Source organism: Undibacterium sp. Ji22W (assembly GCF_049340305.1).
GTDB lineage: Bacteria > Pseudomonadota > Gammaproteobacteria > Burkholderiales > Burkholderiaceae_D > Undibacterium.
In genome coordinates this window covers 185,970-205,113 of sequence record NZ_JBMPOU010000001.1, presented here as the reverse complement: position 1 = coordinate 205,113, position 19,144 = coordinate 185,970, and the positions used below count along the sequence as shown (strand labels likewise).

The 19,144-nt window shown below is 46.2% G+C and carries 19 protein-coding genes; 8 read left to right on the top strand and 11 right to left on the bottom strand.

Annotated features, from left to right (window positions below):
* Positions 1-44: 44 nt before the first annotated feature.
* The 4 genes from ACO0KW_RS00840 to rplM all read right to left on the bottom strand — a co-directional run bounded on the left by ACO0KW_RS00840 (position 45) and on the right by rplM (position 3,035).
* Positions 45-770: a DUF6776 family protein gene (locus tag ACO0KW_RS00840; RefSeq protein ID WP_423049712.1), complete on the bottom strand. Its 726-nt coding sequence runs from the start codon at positions 768-770 to the stop codon at positions 45-47.
* Between the two features lie 18 nt (positions 771-788).
* A complete protein-coding gene (gene argC, locus ACO0KW_RS00835) occupies positions 789-1,826 on the bottom strand; it encodes an N-acetyl-gamma-glutamyl-phosphate reductase (RefSeq protein ID WP_423049710.1) in 1,038 nt (345 codons plus the stop codon).
* Positions 1,827-2,204: 378 nt separating this feature from the next.
* The gene (gene rpsI, locus ACO0KW_RS00830) at positions 2,205-2,597 is read right to left on the bottom strand and encodes a 30S ribosomal protein S9 (protein ID WP_186890750.1); all 393 of its coding nucleotides are present in this window, start codon (positions 2,595-2,597) and stop codon (positions 2,205-2,207) included.
* 9 nt (positions 2,598-2,606) lie between these two features.
* Positions 2,607-3,035, bottom strand: a complete 429-nt coding sequence (gene rplM / locus ACO0KW_RS00825; protein WP_186890749.1) for a 50S ribosomal protein L13 — start codon at positions 3,033-3,035, stop codon at positions 2,607-2,609.
* Positions 3,036-3,676: 641 nt separating this feature from the next.
* Between rplM and ACO0KW_RS00820 the strand changes: the two genes are divergently transcribed.
* Positions 3,677-4,141 (top strand): OsmC family protein, encoded by a 465-nt coding sequence (locus ACO0KW_RS00820; RefSeq protein WP_423049708.1) that lies wholly within the window; start codon positions 3,677-3,679, stop codon positions 4,139-4,141.
* A 76-nt stretch (positions 4,142-4,217) separates the two neighbouring features.
* Here ACO0KW_RS00820 and ACO0KW_RS00815 read toward each other — a convergent pair whose 3' ends face one another.
* The 4 genes from ACO0KW_RS00815 to ACO0KW_RS00800 form a co-directional block, all read right to left on the bottom strand.
* Complete coding sequence (locus ACO0KW_RS00815) at positions 4,218-4,961, bottom strand: BPSS1780 family membrane protein (RefSeq protein ID WP_423049706.1); 744 nt, start codon at positions 4,959-4,961, stop codon at positions 4,218-4,220.
* Positions 4,962-4,965: 4 nt separating this feature from the next.
* Positions 4,966-5,934: a homoserine kinase gene (locus ACO0KW_RS00810; protein WP_423049704.1), complete on the bottom strand. Its 969-nt coding sequence runs from the start codon at positions 5,932-5,934 to the stop codon at positions 4,966-4,968.
* Between the two features lie 24 nt (positions 5,935-5,958).
* Positions 5,959-6,471 (bottom strand): hypothetical protein, encoded by a 513-nt coding sequence (locus ACO0KW_RS00805; protein WP_423049702.1) that lies wholly within the window; start codon positions 6,469-6,471, stop codon positions 5,959-5,961.
* Positions 6,472-6,658: 187 nt separating this feature from the next.
* Entirely contained in the window at positions 6,659-7,396 is a 738-nt protein-coding gene (locus ACO0KW_RS00800; RefSeq protein WP_423049700.1) for a TIGR00730 family Rossman fold protein, read from the bottom strand.
* Between the two features lie 13 nt (positions 7,397-7,409).
* Here ACO0KW_RS00800 and polA point away from each other — a divergent pair, with 13 nt between their 5' ends.
* From polA to ACO0KW_RS00785, 3 genes are all read left to right on the top strand, one after another.
* Positions 7,410-10,220 (top strand): DNA polymerase I, encoded by a 2,811-nt coding sequence (gene polA, locus ACO0KW_RS00795; protein ID WP_423049698.1) that lies wholly within the window; start codon positions 7,410-7,412, stop codon positions 10,218-10,220.
* Between the two features lie 43 nt (positions 10,221-10,263).
* Positions 10,264-10,821 (top strand): hypothetical protein, encoded by a 558-nt coding sequence (locus ACO0KW_RS00790; protein ID WP_423049696.1) that lies wholly within the window; start codon positions 10,264-10,266, stop codon positions 10,819-10,821.
* Positions 10,822-11,008: 187 nt separating this feature from the next.
* A complete protein-coding gene (locus ACO0KW_RS00785; protein ID WP_423049694.1) occupies positions 11,009-12,076 on the top strand; it encodes a hypothetical protein in 1,068 nt (355 codons plus the stop codon).
* A 192-nt stretch (positions 12,077-12,268) separates the two neighbouring features.
* On the opposite strand, the gene ACO0KW_RS00780 is transcribed toward ACO0KW_RS00785, so the two are convergent.
* Positions 12,269-14,074 (bottom strand): S10 family peptidase, encoded by a 1,806-nt coding sequence (locus tag ACO0KW_RS00780; protein WP_423049692.1) that lies wholly within the window; start codon positions 14,072-14,074, stop codon positions 12,269-12,271.
* Between the two features lie 257 nt (positions 14,075-14,331).
* Between ACO0KW_RS00780 and bla the strand changes: the two genes are divergently transcribed.
* On the top strand, positions 14,332-15,267 hold the full coding sequence (gene bla / locus ACO0KW_RS00775; RefSeq protein ID WP_423049690.1) for a subclass B3 metallo-beta-lactamase: 936 nt from the start codon (positions 14,332-14,334) through the stop codon (positions 15,265-15,267).
* Between the two features lie 187 nt (positions 15,268-15,454).
* On the opposite strand, the gene ACO0KW_RS00770 is transcribed toward bla, so the two are convergent.
* Complete coding sequence (locus ACO0KW_RS00770; RefSeq protein WP_423049688.1) at positions 15,455-15,883, bottom strand: hypothetical protein; 429 nt, start codon at positions 15,881-15,883, stop codon at positions 15,455-15,457.
* A gap of 693 nt (positions 15,884-16,576) precedes the next feature.
* Between ACO0KW_RS00770 and ACO0KW_RS00765 the strand changes: the two genes are divergently transcribed.
* The 3 genes from ACO0KW_RS00765 (at position 16,577) to ACO0KW_RS00755 (ending at position 18,514) form a co-directional block, all read left to right on the top strand.
* The gene (locus tag ACO0KW_RS00765; RefSeq protein ID WP_423049686.1) at positions 16,577-17,161 is read left to right on the top strand and encodes an HD domain-containing protein; all 585 of its coding nucleotides are present in this window, start codon (positions 16,577-16,579) and stop codon (positions 17,159-17,161) included.
* Positions 17,162-17,395: 234 nt separating this feature from the next.
* Positions 17,396-17,908, top strand: coding sequence for a hypothetical protein (locus tag ACO0KW_RS00760; RefSeq protein WP_423049684.1), 513 nt, complete (start codon positions 17,396-17,398; stop codon positions 17,906-17,908).
* 120 nt (positions 17,909-18,028) lie between these two features.
* Positions 18,029-18,514, top strand: a complete 486-nt coding sequence (locus tag ACO0KW_RS00755; protein WP_423049682.1) for a hypothetical protein — start codon at positions 18,029-18,031, stop codon at positions 18,512-18,514.
* Between the two features lie 169 nt (positions 18,515-18,683).
* Here the strand turns inward: ACO0KW_RS00755 and ACO0KW_RS00750 are convergent, their stop codons facing one another.
* The gene (locus ACO0KW_RS00750; RefSeq protein WP_423049680.1) at positions 18,684-19,040 is read right to left on the bottom strand and encodes a hypothetical protein; all 357 of its coding nucleotides are present in this window, start codon (positions 19,038-19,040) and stop codon (positions 18,684-18,686) included.
* Positions 19,041-19,144 lie beyond the last annotated feature (104 nt).

Genomic DNA, 19,144 nt, shown 5'->3' with positions numbered 1-19,144 from the left:
TACTTCGCGATATTCACTATAGGTCAAAAATAAGACGATTGCGTTCATAGGGTAAGCGCTTGCTTTGCCCGTAATTCGCCCTTTTCGAGTACTGTCATTTGTGCTGATTTTACTGTCACCCCTTCAGGTAACGTAATTTGCCCTTCAAGTCTCTGATACTGCTTGAACGAAAGCTTTAACTTCGCTGCTTCGCCTGCTTTAGGATCAGGAAATTCCATCATAACAGGTTTTCCTGCCTGAACTAATGTCAAGCTGATATGCATTTCACCAGAAAATTCACGCATTGCCTTACCGCCTTGCATCACTAAAGTCCGGTAACGCAGTTGATTCGGACCAGCCATTTCGATCTTGGATTTCTGCAAAGTAATGCCTTGCGGACGAGCAGCTGAAGGCATCAAACTTTCAAAAAAAGCCAGGTCTTCTTTGATACGGTTGTTTTCCACAGTCAGGCTATTGATCTGATCCGTCAATTGTTTTTGAATTGATTTCTCAATATTTTGCTGGCTTTCTATGGTCGCCGCAGCCGCTTGTAACTTATCGCGTTCTGCGGTCAAAATGACAACTTTATCTTGCAAAGCTGTCATCTGTTCCGGCGAAAATTTAGGACCGAAGGCAAAACTACGCCCCATATCGTAAGTCCACATCGCAATCGCGCCACCAACGCCAATCACTACGGCTATCAAGGCAAACTTAATTGGCCAAGGCAAATGTTGGTTGATCGTCATCTTAGACGCGGTAATGCGCCGACGAAAGAATTTAGAAATTGGCATGGTCTGGATGCGCGGCGATTATGGATTCACTGGCACGTGCTGCAAGCCTGTGCCCTCATCCAAACCAAACATAATGTTCATGCACTGCACCGCTTGGCCAGAAGCGCCTTTGACTAAATTGTCCTGCACCACCAAAATGACGACATGCTTGCCATTATTTGGACGATGTAACGCGAGCCGCAGCATATTCGACGCGCGAGTGGAACGCGTTTCTGGATGCGAACCAAATGGCATTACATCAACAAACTGCTCACCTTTGTAAGCATCTTCAAACAAAGCTTGTAGTGCTTCGTTACTGATGTCTTGTGTCAATTGCGCATACAAAGTGGAATGCATGCCACGTATCATAGGCACCAGATGGGGTGTAAACAAAAGTTCGACTTTATCTTGTGTCAAACCTTGCAATTGCTCGATAGTCTCAGGAGTATGGCGATGACCAGCCACACCGTATGCTTTGAAACTGTCACTCGTTTCCGAAAACAAAATTCCAATTTCTGCCTTACGGCCCGCACCCGAAACACCAGACTTACAATCCGCGATCAAATTACCAGCGTCAATCATGCCAGCCTTTAATAAAGGGGCGAAACCAAGTTGCATGGTGGTTGGATAGCAACCAGGATTGCCGATCAAACGTGCGCTCTTAATTTTGTCGCGATTTAGTTCTGGCAAGCCGTACACAGCTTCTGACAAAAGATCTTTGCAGCTATGTTCCATGCCATACCATTTTTCAAACTGCGCGACATCTTGCATACGGAAGTCTGCCGCGAGATCAATCACTTTCACCCCATTTGCCAAGAGTTCCGGTGCCTGTGCCATCGCCACACCGTGTGGTGTCGCAAAGAAGACCACATCGCACTCATTCAAATTAGCTTTGTCAGGTGAAGAAAACGCCAGATCAACACGGCCACGTAAGGAAGGATACATTTGTGCCACTGGCACGCCATCTTCTTGACGTGACGTAATGGCGGTCAATTTTGCTTGCGGATGCGTTGCGAGAATTCTCAACAACTCTACGCCTGTATAACCCGTCCCACCTACGATACCGATTTTGATCATTTTGACTGTCCTAAATTAAAGCTGGTGCCATTAAGAAATTATGCGTGCATTCTAGCAGTCGAAACTAGATTCCCCAATAGACGATTGTTTCTGTTTGAATCCTCGAAAAGCTTTTAAGGATTTTTGCTTGAGAGGCGCAGAGAACGCCGAGTTCGTCGCTATGCGTTTAATTGAGTTTTACAGTAGCACCACTAAAATTGGCTGTGAACTACTGTGCATCGAACAAGCTCAGGTACGCCAAACCGAAATTAGAAAATCTCTGCGCTGTCAGCGCCTCTGCGTCCGAAAAATCTTTGCTATTCAACATTTGCTCAAGACGAAAAAAAACCGCCAAAATTTGGCGGTTTTTTGTTCCAGCAAAAATCTGCAAAAAGCAAATTAACGCTTGGAGAATTGCTTTGCGCGACGTGCTTTGCGCAAACCAACTTTTTTACGTTCAACTTCACGAGCATCACGAGTAACGAAGCCAGCTTTGGACAATTCAGATTTCAAAGTTGCATCGTAGTCGATCAAAGCACGTGTGATACCGTGACGAACCGCGCCGTATTGGCCGGATTCACCACCACCGTGTACATTGATCATGATGTCGAATGTTTCGAGGTGATTAGTCAACTCGAGTGGTTGACGGATAACCATCAAGCCAGTTTTACGAGAGAAATATTCGTCAGCTGGTTTGCCGTTGACAACAATCTTGCCGCTACCTGTTTTCAGGAATACGCGAGCAACTGCGCTCTTGCGACGGCCAGTTCCGTAGTTGTAATTACCGATCATGGCTATTCCTTAGATGTCGAGTACTTGTGGTTGCTGAGCTGCATGCGGATGCGTTGCATCTGCGTACACTTTCAACTTCTTGATCATTGCGTAACCGAGTGGGCCTTTAGGCAACATGCCTTTAACAGCCTTCTCTAACGCACGGCCTGGGAAGCGAGCTTGCATTTTTTGGAAGTTCGTTTCGTAGATACCACCTGGGTATCCAGTATGACGATAGTAAATCTTGTTCAGAGCTTTAGTACCAGTCACGCGCAGTTTAGCTGCATTAACTACGACGATGAAATCGCCCGTGTCGACGTGTGGAGTAAATTCTGGTTTATGCTTGCCGCGTAAACGGAGTGCCACTTCGCTGGCAACACGTCCGAGAACTTTGTCTGTCGCGTCAATCACGAACCAGTCGCGCTGAACCTCATGGCCCTTAGCGGAAAAGGTTTTCATGTTGAATCCTAAATAAAAAATGAGTTTAATTTCATACAAACACCCTGATTTCGGTGGTTCTGCAGTTGGCCCGACGAATCGTTCCTAGCAGACGCTCCCTTGTTAAATTCTCCCCTGGGCGAACAGAGAGTCGGAAATTATAGTATTTTCAAAGACTTAGTGCAAGTACTGTTTAAGTTTTAAGCAGACTTAGGAGAAGCCGCCTTGGATTTCATCGTCATTTCACATCTAAATTTGCTAAAAACAAACATTAGGAGCAAAAAAAACCCGAAGTCTCGGCTTCGGGAAGAAGTCACTTGGAGTGACGGAGGAGATGCGTGAAGAGATGAAAAACAAGCTCACACGAAATCTGAATATCCATAGTAGGTGAATCAATGGTCTTATGCTAGGGAAACTTAATGCTATCTAGAAAGTATTAAAATTCGCTCCAAGAAGTAGCGTTATTTGAACTTTTTTCCATGATTTTTAAGCTTTTTTATAAAATTGGCACAGCGAGTAGTGCATCTTAAGATACCTGTTCGATACGCGAACCATTTCTTGCCCTGACGAATACACCCGTTTATTAGTGCTTACGTACAACATAATTACAATCAGCTACAATAGACGATTTGATAGCAAGTACAAACGCAGGAGAAAATAAGATGGAAGCAAAGGTAAGTTGGACCGGTACTTCGGGCATGAGTTTTTTAGCAGAAACCGGCTCAGGCCACGCTGTTTTGATGGATGGTGCACCGGAAGGTGGCGGTCATAATTTGGCACCACGTCCGATGGAAATGGTATTACTGGGCACGGGTGGTTGCTCTGCTTATGACGTGGTACTTATTCTACGCAAAGGCAAACAAGACGTACGTGGATGCGAAGTCAAACTATCAGCCGAACGCGCCAGCACCGAGCCTAAGGTTTTTACCAAAATCCATTTTCACTTCGTCGTCACCGGCCGCAATCTCAAGCCGAATCTCGTAGAACGTGCGATTGCTTTGTCGCATGAAAAGTACTGTTCAGCGTCGATTATGTTAGCAAAAACCGCTGAAATGTCACACAGTTATGAGATTATTGAAGACTTAACGCTACCTTCAGAACACGAAAAAAGCAGTGATCCAGAATAAACGCATGAACTTGGATTATGGCTTCAAATAAAAATGCCGGAGAATCTTCCGGCATTTTTATTCACTGAAACTTCGCTCAAACCATCTGATCCCGACTAAAAATTTCTTTGTAAGTGAAATAGAAAGTACAGTACATCACCAGCGAAATCGTTAGCATTAAGGGCAATAACAGTATATTCAGGACGCCACCGCCGATGCCTATGATCAAAGCAACAAAACTCATAATGCCGCACCAGGCGATCAGATACATTAAAAATGCTTTACGAGCACGCCATACCGCAAAAAAGCTGTAGAACATTGCCTTCACTACACTCATGCCGTGCCACATCACCAAAGGTGCGCCGTACCAAAACGCCATTGCTGCCGGTGTATATACCGCAAAGAATGTCAGCATTCCCCAGCCTATATTCGACTTAATAATCGCTTTCTGATCTGCCTTAGAAGGATCAGTTAAGTAATTCCATAAAGCACCGTCGTCGGCGGGGATAGAACTAGCCAATGCAGCCACTAATGCAGCAGTGTACAAAACACCCAGCATCAACAAGGGCTTGAGCGCAGGAGATCGAAACGCGATAAGTAAGGAGCCGCGCGCGAAAGGTTTACCTTCATCAATATCGCGGCAGGCATGCATAATGCCCATCCCCAACACAGGCCCAAAAATAAATGGCAAGAAACTACCCACCATTGGAATCAAGCTCAAAGTCAGATTAAAAAAAATCACACCAAAAAACATGAACAATAATTCAAACGGTCGCTTTTTAAACGTTTGAAATCCTTGTTGTATCCAGATGATGCCAGCCTTGGCGACAGGAGTGTTCATTGTTCTAATTCGTCTGTGAAGGTAATGCTGGTGCGGGCTTAGTTACTCGCAAACGCAAAATGCGCTCAAAATGGGTAGGATCATGCGGGGTCAGCATTTCGGCATCGCGTGGCTGATAGAAATCAAATACACGAGACAGCCAGAAACGGAAAGCCGCGGCGCGCAACATTGTCTGCCAAGCCAGAGATTCTTCTGGCGTGAATGGTCGCACTGCATGATAAGCGTTAAGCATGGCGTTGGCGCGTGCCAAGTCTAATTCTCCTGTTGCAAGATCGATGCACCAGTCATTGATCGTCACTGCAACGTCAAACAACCAGCTATCACAACCAGCGAAATAGAAGTCAAAAAAGCCGGTCAATTTCTCGCCATCGAACATCACATTATTCCGAAACAAATCCGCATGCACCGGACCTTGGGTCAAAGCGCGATACGTTGGTGTCTGCGAAAAGGCCGATTGATACGCGATCTCGTCCTGCATTAATTGACGGTTCTCTTCACTTAAGAACGCCAAAACTTTAGGCACGGTCTGCTGCCACCATTCCAACGAGCGTAAATTTGGTTGATAGATAGTGAAATCCTGTGCGGCGAGATGCATGCGCGCCAGCATCGTTCCTACTTCAGCACAATGCACAGGCTGGGGTTCCATTTGCGAACTACCGCGCAATTTACTAACGATCGCAGCTGGCTTACCGTGCAATGCGACACATAAGTCACCATTGGTATTGGCAATCGGTGCTGGCACCAGAACACCACGATCCGCCAAATGCCGCATCAACTTTAAATAAAACGGCAATTGCTCGAAATTTAGATTCTCGAAGATGGTGAGAACAAACTCACCCTGCTCAGTATCAATAAAAAAATTACTATTTTCTATTCCTGAAGCAATGCCCCGAATTGCTAAAGCTCTCCCGAGTGGGAATTGCGTCATCCAGGGAGCGAGATCTTCTAGTGTTACCGATGTAAATACAGCCATGTCTATATCAATGAAGTAGGTAAATTATTTTTTCTCAACCGGCATGGATGCCGATGTTGCGCTGGCTGCCGTGGAAGATGCAGATGATGCCGCTGGTACTACTTTGCTCGCAGGCGCAGCTGCCGCTTTACTTGTGCCAGTTTTCGATGTCGAATATGGGCCGGGCGCTAAAACTGGCAAGGATTCTACTTCCTTGGTTTCTTTTTTGCCGCCAAACTCCATCACCTTCCATTGTGCTGCGCGATTTGCATCGCCTTCTGGTGTTCCTTTTGGCGCATTGTTTGGTTTCACGGTGTAAGTACTCTTACCAGAACGCACCTGCACTTCGGTGACTTTGCCATTTTCTTTGCGCTCGACTGTTTTCAGCTTCGTGCCTTCTGGCTTAATCAACTTCACATCACTATCAGGGCCCTCTTCCAGTTTTTCCAATTTTGGTGGAGGTGGTGCAGTCTTTTCTTGTGCAGCGGCTAGGGTGGATGCAGAGATCGCGAAACAAGCGGCGACTAAGCTGGCGATGACGGTCAAGGCGTTTTTCATGATATTCACTTTAGATACGATCGATATGCAATGCGGATAAATTCGGATCCCAGCATTTACTCAGGCAGGTCAAGGCGGATCGAGACAAGTCAAAAATGCAGAGGACAGGCTGACATTGTAGCAAAGCCAGCGCATCTCACGGGGAAAATGCACTGGGCTACGCTGAAAACCACACAAACGACAATGCTTACAAATACAGCATACGCTGGCGTTCTTCCTCCGATGGTTCTATGTCATGCGCTTCATAAAATGCAAATATAGCATCAACCACATTCGATGGCTCGTCGATCACTTGCACCAGATTGAGATCTCGATCTTCAATTAAACCCTTATCCGCCATCTGCGTCTTAATCCAATCCAAAAAACCCTGCCAAAAACTGGTACCAACCAAAATCACCGGAATGCGCTTTGTTTTGCCCGTTTGCATCAGGGTCAATACCTCCATTAATTCATCCATGGTGCCAAAGCCACCAGGAAAAATCACATAAGCATCAGCATATTTAACGAAGGAAACCTTGCGTGCAAAAAAATGGCGGAAATTTAACGAAATGTTTTGCCAAGGATTGGTCGTTTGTTCATGGGGCAATTCGATATTTAATCCAACCGAAGCTGACTCGCCGTCAAAAGCACCGCGATTTGCCGCTTCCATAATGCCAGGGCCGCCACCAGAGATTACGGCAAATCCCTCATCGGACAAGCGTTTAGCCACATCCACGCAATCTTGATAGTAGGGATTATCGTAGTTAATTCGCGCCGAACCAAAGATCGTGACCGCTGGTCCCAATGCTGACAGACGTTCGGTAGATTCGATAAACTCTGCCATAATCGTGAACATATGCCACGATTCGCGCGCTTTTAAGGTAGTCGCCTTATCATTGTCCGCAATCTGGCGCAATTTTAAAATTCTTTTTCTGCTGTCTATCATTCCCCAAATCCTTATGCAAAAAACTCTGTTATTAGTCGACGGCTCCAGCTATTTATACCGCGCTTTCCACGCCCTGCCCGACCTGCGCAATATGCGTGGTGAACCGACTGGCGCGATACATGGCATGGTTAACATGATGCGCCGCTTGCGCCAAGATTATCCCGCAGCTTACATGGCTTGTGTGTTTGATGCCAAGGGTAAAACCTTCCGCGACGATCTCTATCCGGAATATAAAGCACAGCGCGCGCCTATGCCAGACGATTTACGCTTACAAATCGAGCCTATTCATCAGGCTGTTGCTGCAATGGGTTGGCCTATCCTGATGGTTGAAGGTGTCGAAGCCGATGACGTGATCGGTACGCTGGCAGTCGAAGCCACTGCGCGGGGCATGAATACCATCGTCTCCACTGGCGATAAAGATCTGGCGCAATTGGTCAATGCCAACGTCATGTTGATCAACACCATGAACAATGAGAAGCTAGATGAAGCGGGTGTGTTGACCAAGTTTGGCGTGCCACCGAATCGCATCATCGACTATTTGACCCTAATTGGTGACACCGTCGATAACGTCCCTGGTGTGAGCAAGTGCGGCCCCAAAACAGCGGTTAAATGGTTGACCGAATACGATAGCTTAGATGGCGTGATCGCCAATGCCGACAAGATCAAAGGTGTAGTCGGTGACAATCTACGCGCGGCTTTGGATTGGTTGCCACAAGGTCGTGTCCTCATCACGGTAAAGACCGATTGCGATTTGGCTGGTCATCATATTTCTATCGACGAATCGCTAAAAGCCAAAGAAGAAAATCGCGAAGAAATGATCGCCTTCTTACAGCATCAAGGTTTCAAGAGTTTATTGCGTGAGTTTGGTGTTGATCCCGTGGCAGGTTCTGCGCCAACCAAGGCAGCGCCAGCGCAAGGTGGATTATTTGGTGATGATGCAGCGAACAGTGCGGGTAACAGTTCAAGTAACAGCGCAATCTCCAACTACGTGCCAGCAGCAATCCCAGCTGCCCCCGCCATCACGCATTACGAAATGATTCTGACTGAATCCCAGCTCGATGTGTGGCTAGATAAAATTAATCAAGCCCCCCTCACCTCGGTCGATACGGAAACCACATCGCTGGAGCCAATGAACGCGCAAATGGTCGGTATTTCCTTGTGTTGCGAAGCGGGCATAGCAGCTTATATTCCATTGGCACACAATTACCCTGGCGCACCAGAACAACTGAGTCGTGAATTTGTACTCAGTAAAATGAAGTCGTGGTTAGAAGACCCAAGCAAAGCCAAGGTCGGGCAGAACCTCAAATACGACACCCATATTTTCGTTAATCACGGTATCCATCTGCGCGGCATTTTGCACGACACCTTGCTGCAATCTTATGTGTTCGAATCGCACAAATCGCACGACATGGATAGCTTAGCGATGCGCCATTTAGAGCGTAAGACCATCAGCTTTGAAGAAGTCTGCGGCAAAGGTGCTTCACAAATTTGTTTCGACCAAGTCGATCTGGAACGCGCGACAGCGTATGCTGCAGAAGACGCTGACATCACATTGCAATTGCATCAGGCGATGTGGCCGCAAGTGGAACCGTACGACAAACTGCGCTTCATTTACGACAAAGTCGAATTGCCAACTTCCGTCGTTTTACAAAAAATAGAACGCAACGGTGTACTGATTAACCGCGATTTATTGGCGACGCAATCCAAGGAAATTGGAACGCGTCTTTTGGAGCTGGAACAAAAAGCCTACGAGTTGGCTGAACAGCCATTCAACCTGAATTCACCAAAGCAATTAGGCGAAATTTTCTTTGGCAAACTCGGCCTGCCCGTCGTCAAAAAAACACCATCCGGCGCACCATCTACCGATGAAGAAGTTTTACAAAAACTGGCAGAAGATTATCCGCTGCCGAAAGTCCTACTGGAATATCGCGGCCTAGCCAAACTCAAATCGACTTACACCGACAAACTACCAAAGATGGTCAACAACGTTACCGGTCGAGTCCACACCAACTACGCGCAAGCCGTTGCGGTCACGGGTCGCTTGGCATCTAATGATCCCAACTTGCAAAACATCCCAGTGCGCACCGCCGAAGGTCGCCGCATCCGCGAAGCTTTCGTCGCTGCACCGGGCAATAGCATCGTCTCCGCTGACTACTCCCAAATCGAATTACGCATCATGGCGCACATCTCGGGCGACGCGAGTTTATTAAAAGCCTTTGCCGACGGCGAAGACGTACACCGCGCCACAGCGTCCGAAATTTTCGGTGTCGAATTACCAGAAGTCACCAGCGAACAACGACGTTACGCCAAGGTGATTAACTTTGGGTTGATCTATGGCATGAGCGCATTTGGCTTAGCGGGCAACTTAGGGATAGAGCGCAGCGCCGCACAAAGTTATATCGACAAATATTTCCAACGCTATCCAGGTGTCGCCCAATACATGGCTGACACAAGATTGCAAGCCAAAGCGCACGGCTACGTAGAAACAGTCTTCGGCCGCCGCCTCTGGCTCCCAGAAATCAACAGCCCCAACGGCCCACGCCGCCAAGGCGCAGAACGCGCAGCGATCAATGCGCCTATGCAGGGTACGGCAGCAGATTTGATTAAGCTCGCGATGATTGCGGTGCAGAATTGGTTAGAGACCGATCAGTTGAAATCCAAAATGATTATGCAAGTGCATGATGAATTGGTGTTGGAAGTCGTGGCTGAGGAATTGGAATTGGTGAAGCGTAAGTTACCTGAGTTGATGGCTGGGGTGGCTGAGTTGAAGGTCCCGCTTTTGGCTGAGGTGGGTGTTGGGTTGAATTGGGAAGAGGCGCATTAGTATGCGAAAATTCTCGATGCTTCTTGTTCTATGCATTTTCTCGATGGTTTTATCCATTGCGGCACCTGTATCTGCACAAATTAGATCTGATGAAACAAAAGTGTATGCTGTTTTAATCAATGAACTATCAAAAGAAAACTTACCAAACTCAACTACAGTCATGTTGACAAAAACAAGACCTTTATCACAATGCTTGTTGACATCAAAGGCAGATGAAATAAGTAGACTCATACCAACCGCCACGAAGTCTGTAATCTCAGATTTTTTGAATGTTGGTGAGAAAGAGATGCATTTCGACATTCCAAAACCAAGTTCATCATCTGGCAATAGCCTCATATCACTTTCAGAAAATGATTTCGTCACGCTATTCAAAAGATCAATTAAGTTAAATGAAGCTTGGAAAGATTTTTTCCGCCAATTTCCGAAATCTCATAGCCTAATTACGTTTTCACGTGTTGGCTTAGATAGCGAAAGTAAACAAGCTCTGGTACTGCGTTCAACTACATCAGGTGGACAATTTGAGTCAGGTGATCTTTTTCTAATGTTCAAGAAAAAAGGGCGTTGGAAAATTTCTGAGCGGGTAAATATTTGGATTACTTAATTCGTAAGCCTTGTAGGGTGGGCACGATGATGCCGTGCCCACCCTACGATTCTGGATTGAAGGTGCCTTTGTTGGCTGAGGTTGGGGTTGGGTTGAATTGGGACGAGGCGCATTAAATTGTATGCTGGCTATTTTTTAGTTTTTTAACCGTCTAAACTCTGCTTTTGTAAGTATTTGGATACCAAAAATGAAAATCACGTTATTTAGCAAGCTCTTCGTTTTAATCATGACGTTGATATTTTCAAATTCAGTTAAATCAAACGACAACATATTTTCCGAGCATCTACGAAATTGCGACTTAACTAGCGGCAAAAATCAATGCTGGAAGCGTGCAGAAGAATATTTGCAAGCATTACCTACCCCAACTAACGAGAAAGACTTTTCGGACAAATTCGAAAATTACTACATTCTCGCAAAAACTGCTCATTTCGTAGGTGATTTTTCCGACGCAAATCGCTTTTTTCATATCGTCGAAGAGTTCAATCGAACACGCTCAAAATATGAGAAATTGAAAGACATGGATCTAACGCCCATGATCAAATACGATCATGCAATGCTATATTTAAGTGCTCATTCTTATCAAATGGCGTTAAACATGTTCGAAAGTGCTGAAGACGCTGCCTCGCGTATGGTAGGGTACACAGGGTATCAAGGGTTTAAGTTCGAACTTTCAATCGGCAAAGCCGCCGCGCTAATAGGTCTTTCGCGCTGGCGTGATGTGGAAGAGATTTTAGAAGAACTCACCGATTCACTCAATTTCAAAGAAGTCGCTCCTTGGGAAGCTTGGCCCTTTGGGCCGCAGTTGATCGGCCCTTACTCTACAGGTCGAAGAATCGTTGCAGCCTACGTTCGCCTGAAGCAATATGATCGCGCTTTGGCATTAATCGATAAAATTGAATTTGAAAGAGCTCAAGTCATGGCAGAGTTTTCCGCCACCAATCATCAAGCTCTTCAATTGAAACCTTGGGCCGCACTTTGTAATAGAAATGATCTGTTGAACGACAAGAGCGAAATTCTCATTCAGCAAGGTCGATTGAAGCAAGCGGAAGAAATCTTAAAATCTCTTTCGCAGGCTGATCCAAAAACACAATCATATATTAAAAAACGAACGTTGCTAAAGTATGCAGAAATTGAAGCAAGACGAGGACACAAAAAATTGCAACAAAAGTTCTTAGTTGAAGCGAGCAAATTCGATTTCAAAGATAGAGAAAAACTGTTGGATCCTCTTTTTAAAACCTTTGGTTATCTTCAATAGCCTTGTAGGGTGGGCACGCTTTTTGTGCCCACGCGGGTTGATTGATTTGCCGATGAACACCTTTGCCCCTGTCCTCTATTCTTTTAACCTTTTCGACTGTAACGCGAGGACACGATGAGGCTGTACCCAGCCTACGATTTTGCTACCGAATTACGGTTTTATTGGTCGAATATGGGTAAGCATCTTCCCCTCTTACTTGCCAATTCGATCCCGCATCTCACGCTTCCTCGCTTCGATCTCTCGTTGTAATATCAATCCCTGACTAGGCGGTGGCGGTGGCGCTGCAGGTCGTTGTGCTAGCGGCACCCAAGGGTCGCGCAGCGGTGTTTGTAACGCCTCGAGTGAAGGTTGAATGTTAATACTAGTAGCCGCAAAGCTCGGCGGTGCGGCTAGTGTGTTCATCGTTGGCGTGCTTCCCTGCACTCCTGCTAAAGTGCCTCGATAGAAAGCTTGGAGATCAACCTTACTCGCCACACGAGCGGCGTCGTCTAGATAGGTCATGTGCCCACCGGCATAATTACGTACCAGCACGCGACCGGACAGATTCAGGCGTGCCAGATCTTGTTCGGTTTGGTAAAAAGGCGTCGCCAAATCGTGATAGCCGTTCAGTGTCAGCACACGCAATTGCGGGTTCAGTTGCATGGCCGCACCGAGGTCAGGAATCGTATCTGGTAGACTCTTGCCCGCATGACGGAAATCCCAGTTTTCGATAGCGGTGCCTGATAATACATAAGTCGACGCATTGCGGTAACGTAGTGTATCGCGCAGATAGCTGGTGATGGCGCTGGAAAACGAAGCGCTGATGACAGTGCTAGAAGGATCACCCTCACTGGCCAATGCGCTACCCACCGGTGCTGACACGCGCGCATCATAACGGCCAAGCAAAGTGTTAGGTATCAACTGATTACGGAATAATCCAGCTGGCATATTGAAACTACTATTCCAATGCGCGAGCGCCAAACCAGTGTAGTCACTGAGCAGTGGCGGCAGCTCAGCAGAGACGGTGCCGCCAGCGAGTAGCGCGTTCACCGCTGGCGTATAACGACGCGAGCTAAAATCTCGCATCTGTATCATGTAGGAACTCAAATCGTCTATCAGCGGCCGGGTCAAACGGTAATACTGGCCTGTAGCCGCATAACTAGGTAGGTAAGCGCCGCAACTTATAGTCGCCTGACCAACAACACCGCAATTGCTGTTGTAGTCCATCGCCGGCGACTGCAGCACCAAGCCAGTCAGTTTTACACTTGCACTTTCAAGTAGCGCTGCCAACACCGCTGTACGTGGCCCGCCATACGATTCACCAAACAAATATTTAGGTGAAGCTTGCCGTGCGTTGACGGTGATGTAACGCTGCACAAAATCACGAAACAGCGCCGCATCGGCATCGACACTCCAAAAACTACGATTACTAAAAGGCGCAATTGCCTGCGACAGGCCTGTACCAACGGCATCGACAAAAACCAGATCGCTGGTATCTAACAGGCTTTCGGCGTTATCAACCAAAGCAAATGGACGCGGCACAGCGGTAGAAGGGATGCCCGTCGCCAAACGTTTCGGGCCATAGGAACCCAAATGTAACCAGGCACTTGCCGAGCCGGGGCCGCCGTTGTAAAAGAAGGTGATGGGTCGCGTAGACGCCGGTTGATTATCAGCGGTGTAAGCAACATAGAAAAACGAAGCCTGATCTTGAGCTGTCCCGATCGACTTTGCCGTCAAGTGACCCGCCCTGGCTGTGTAGGGAATGGCTATGCCGTTCAAAGTGATATTGTGCGTCGTGTTGGCAGTAGCCTCGACTGCTGAGGTTAACGATGCGTTGGCGGTTGAGGAATAGCTGAGCGTATCGACCAAGGTACCTGGCAATTCCGTCACTGGATCGCTGCTACCACTACTACCGACGGAACTGCCGCCACTACTACTGCCACCACCGCAGGCAGTCAGCCCCAATAACAGGGTGAGCATGCCACCCCTTAGCCAGTGATGTACTGATGTATTCATCATCCACCTCCCTGCACAGTTATAATTTCAAGTTACTCGCCTTCAGTATTTCATAACAAGTCGAATATCACAATCACCGTTTGAATGCTCACTATACTTTGCCGGGCGGACACGTTTTTCGTGATGATTTAGGCTTATTATCTGACCGACGGATTTTTCACTTTCGCTCGATTCTTTTCACTCTTTTCGACTGTGATCCGTGAGCAGGCTAATACCGCGCTCGCCTTGCGAAACTTATCTACACATAGGTAGCTTTTAAAATGATCTCACAAAAAAATTCATTCTTCACCAAGCATCGTTGCATTACATTCATCGCCAACATCGTATTCCTTAGCCTCACACAAACCGCAACCGCCACTAACAAGTCAATTAACATGCCAAGCGCGCCAACGCCTACATCGACACCAGCCGCTTGCAAATCTCTCGATGATTGGAATGAACCTACTCTTGCGCGGCACATTTTTGGCAATACTTGGTATGTCGGAACTTGCGGGATTAGCGTGGTGCTAATCGCGACGCCGCAAGGGCATGTGTTGATTGATAGCGCACCGGAAAAAGCCTCCGCTGCCGTGCGTCAAAATATTCAATCTTTGGGCGTCGAGCTCAGTCACATCAAAACAATTTTACTGACGCACGAGCATCACGATCACATGGGTGGTATGGCGAGCATGCAAAAAGCTACGGGTGCTCAAGTTTTGAGTCGTAGCAATGTGATCGACGTACTCAAGTCCGGCAAGAACGACAGACGCGATCCCCAGTTCAAAGAGTTAGGCGGCTTCGCTCCTATCGCCAATGTCCACGCATTCGACGATAGCAGTACGATCAAAATCGGTGCTACCCAGATTCAACATATTCCGATGGCAGGTCATGCACCCGGCGGTTCGGGTTGGACTTGGCAAGAGTGCGAAAAAAGTGTCTGCAAAAATCTCGTGTTTGCAGATAGTCTAGGGTCAATCTCGGACGACACTTACCTTTACTCCGCGCCAGATTCATTAGCGAATGCACTCAAGGAAAGTAGTGAACGTCTTGCAAAAACACCCTGTGACATTCTGATTACCGGCCACGGAACAGCCAGCGATCTCTTGTCGCGCTTAGATGGCGAGAAACCATTAATGGACGAAAATGCCTGCGTAAACTACGCTAAAGTCGGTGCGCTTCGATTGCAAGATCGATTGAAAAAAGAAGCAGAAAAATAACAGGGAAGGAGCATTTTTTTGGCTTTATACTGAAACCACAGTCGGCCACTCAATTGTGGTGACCGATCATTTTTTCTGAGTAGTTTAATTTGCAAATGGAAAAATTATGGGTGTCGATCAACAATCGATCAGGTCGCCCTTAAACGATTCTCCATTTGAACTCCGAGCAGTCAGTCGACAAGGGAAATCAGCTTCGATTGCGAATGAAAGCACCCGCCGTAGTTTGGTAAAAATCGAAAGCTTGAATCAACTTGGTTTTGTCGCCAATTACTTTGACATAACTAACGTGGATTGCGGTCACATCGGAAAACTGGTGATCAGACTTGATTGCGCGTTCCAAGATGAGTGCAATCGTGGTTGCATCTTGTAGTCGCAATTTTTTGCTGATTTCATTCGAACGCGAATTAACTATATTTAAACTAATCTGATGTAAGCCAATTTCAAGATTAATTTCACTATCTTGGTAGTGGGTCTGGCTCACTATTAGTTTGCGCAAATCGACTTTGTCTTCGTTGGCAGGCATCGCTCCAGACATCGGACTAGTGAGCGATGCCAAGGGATAAGATAGGACGGGAGTCTGAAATAAGGGATTTTCTGCATTCGCATTTGCACTCATACTATGGGCGCAAATGCCGCACACAATGGCTCCTGCGAGAAAGTTCAATGCTAGACTCGTAGTGCTATACGAAATCATTTTATGCTTAGTGAGGCCATATTCCATATTATTTCTCTCGGGGATCAGTCATGCGTCAAAGTGGAATTACAGTTTACGCGCTGATCCACCAAGCTGAATGTACGTTAGCCAACACATTCGCTATATGACTATGACCCCCCTCACCATCCGTAATCTCAAACGTAGTCTTATATTTAAAAAGCGATCGCTCCCGACCTAGTCTGGTATCAGTTATGAAGTACGGTAGTTTTTGTCCAAATTTGGCAGCGATTGCTAGCAAGCTTCAACTTGATCAATTGGTCTGCTATCTTTTTTCGTCGCGTTTCACACCAAAAAATGAATGCGTCAATTACCAAACAATGAAGTTTTTGCGAAGCTTATTTACATTACAATCTGCAGGAAGATGGCATGCCAATGAATATCTCTCTATCCGTTCACTTTTTCGGCTCACACCAAGGTCAGGCGAGCATACCGTACCAAAGAAAATTTGATGTAGACCTCGTATGTAAAAAGAACAAACTACTTCTTTAAAGCGCCCATATTTATGATCGCGAGCAATTGATTTATTCAGCTAGGCTAGGCTGTTCATCTCACAGAATCAACGCAGTAAAGCACAAACTCATCAAACGATCCCTTATGCACACTAATCCACTTCTCCAAAAACTCACTTTCTTACACGAGATCGATCGCCTGAAATCGGTCATTCGACAATCACCCTTACTTGATCGCAGTCGTAAAGAAAACAGTGCGGAGCATTCTTGGCATTTGGCGATGTATGCCTTGCTGCTACAGGACTATGCGGTCGGCGTGGTAGATGCAAACCGCGTCATTAAGATGTTGCTTCTACACGATATCGTTGAAGTCGATGTGGGTGACACTCCACTTCATAGTTCCGCTTCGCCCAACGATCAATACCGCGCCGAGATGCAAGCTGCTTCGCGTTTGTTTGGTCTCTTGCCAGCACCAGAAAGCAGTGAACTTCTGGCGCTGTGGCAAGAATTTGAAGAAGCAAAATCTGAGGATGCGAAGTTTGCGAAAGCTCTGGATCGCGTTCAGCCATTACTTGTCAACGTGATGACCGGAGGCGGAACCTGGAACGACCATGGCGTGTCGCTCGAGTTTGTTCTGCAGCGGTATGGCCCAACGATACAACGTGGCTCCCCCGTCTTATGGGAACTATGTGAGCAGTTGGTTCAGCAGCATTTCGACGCAAGCCAGTAAGTCACATTTTTAAAAAGTGCGCTGCACACAATTGCATTACGTCAGTGATCGGGTAGGAGCGCACCATCGTTTAAGGTGATGCTCCTACCGCTAACATTAAGGCTTATCTGGCACCAGATAATCAATTCAGCCCGTCATAGGATGTTGATCAATATTCTCTAAATATTATTTTTAATATTGCAATTTATTACACATTGACAGATCATTACGATTTATTTTGATGCTGGCAAACCGATGCAAGCAACGACAAATCCGCAGCAAAAGAATAGGCCCATAAGATACAAATATAAGCCAAAATTTCTACCGCTTATATTTGCAATTCTTGTCTTCGCGCTTCTCAGCTATCTCACGATAAACGATGCCATACATAATGATCGTGGCTTAATCATTAATCACATTTTCCGTTTCTCACGCCGTGGCGCGACGGTTCTTTATTCAATTATTGGTCTCTTCTTCTCTCTGACTTTATTCATATTTATCGCACTTTTCTACACAAATATCGCAACAAAAAAAGAGATTTTTGTTTTCGATTCTCAAATTAATTTACCTAAGAGCGTTTTTAGCCGTGACATGATTGCGGTCAAATATAAACATATCCTTAGCCTAAAGTTAAGGACGATAAAAAATCAAAGATCAATACTGATAGAGCATAGAAGCGGTACCACAGTCATTAGCGAAGGGATGCTAGAAAATAAGGCAGCGTTCGAAAGCTTGATGCAACACTTGGCTTTCTATAACAGCATATAAAACGAGTCAGAACCTCAACCATGTTCACGATGAAGTTGACGCATCAAGGCTTCGATAATATGGTAGCCAAGTTCAAATTTTATCAGCATGCACAAACACGCAATACAGGAACTCTACAGAATGAGCAGATCAATTTACTTCATACTAGTTGGCGCGGGAATCTTGGTGATGTTTCTAAACCAGAATTACGATACTCGCGCCTTTGCAAAGCGAGGTAAACAGTCTGAAGCGCAGGTTGCGGGAGATACCTACACGGAAGTCACTGTGCGTAAAGGTGGGCGTACAGGTCCTGTCAGTCGTCAGTACGTCGAGGTCAATCTACAATTTATGACAGAATCCGGAGAATTGATTGTCGTAAAAAAAGAACTGACAGAAGAAATGCTGACGAGCCTGTTGAGAAAGAAGTCCATACCGATCACATATTTGTCCAACAAACCAACGAAAACACGATTGAGTAATGAATCGAACGATGACGGGATGGGCGGCATCCTTTTCGGATCGGCGATATTATTATTTGGGCTCATTTGGCGTTGGATCGTTTCTGCTTGGGAGAATAGAACTCCGACACCACGCAAGCAGGTACGAAAGCAAAGAACACGAAGTTAGAACTTAATAGATTATGCGGTGCGATGTCCACTCATGCTTCGCATCATCTACGCACAAAAAGAAACAGAAACTAGAGGCAAAAAAGTGCATGCGCGTAGATGTCTTTTAAATCTTCAAAAACAGATGGTCGTGATGCATCCCATTGATATCGAGCCTACTATATAAAAACTTACCATTCCACCACACGCTGCTGTGTCTTGTTTTGCTTTTTCCATGAATGACAAATCGCATAGCCGATTACCATGGGAATCAATACAAATCCTGTTTTGGAATACCAACGCATATACCATTGCGCATCACTGATCTCGAAGCCAAATAATGATCTGGTAATTTTTTCCGCCGACCAGTGATCCAGGGCCGGGAAGAATGCCCATGCGAAGCCGCCCAGCAAAATCGGGAAGAGATAACTAAACGGCAGAAATTGCAGGATCAACAGCACGAAACAAATAATAAATATCAAGGCAGCGCGAAACAGGATTGAAAAACCCGTCTCGGCGGGTACTTCAACCGCACTTGAAAATTTCATCACGACTGCAATAAAACACATCAAAATTAAATATATATAGAATCGACGAAAGAAGCTCGCTAAATATTTCATTGATCAAAAACCTTTAGTCAAATTGTATTACT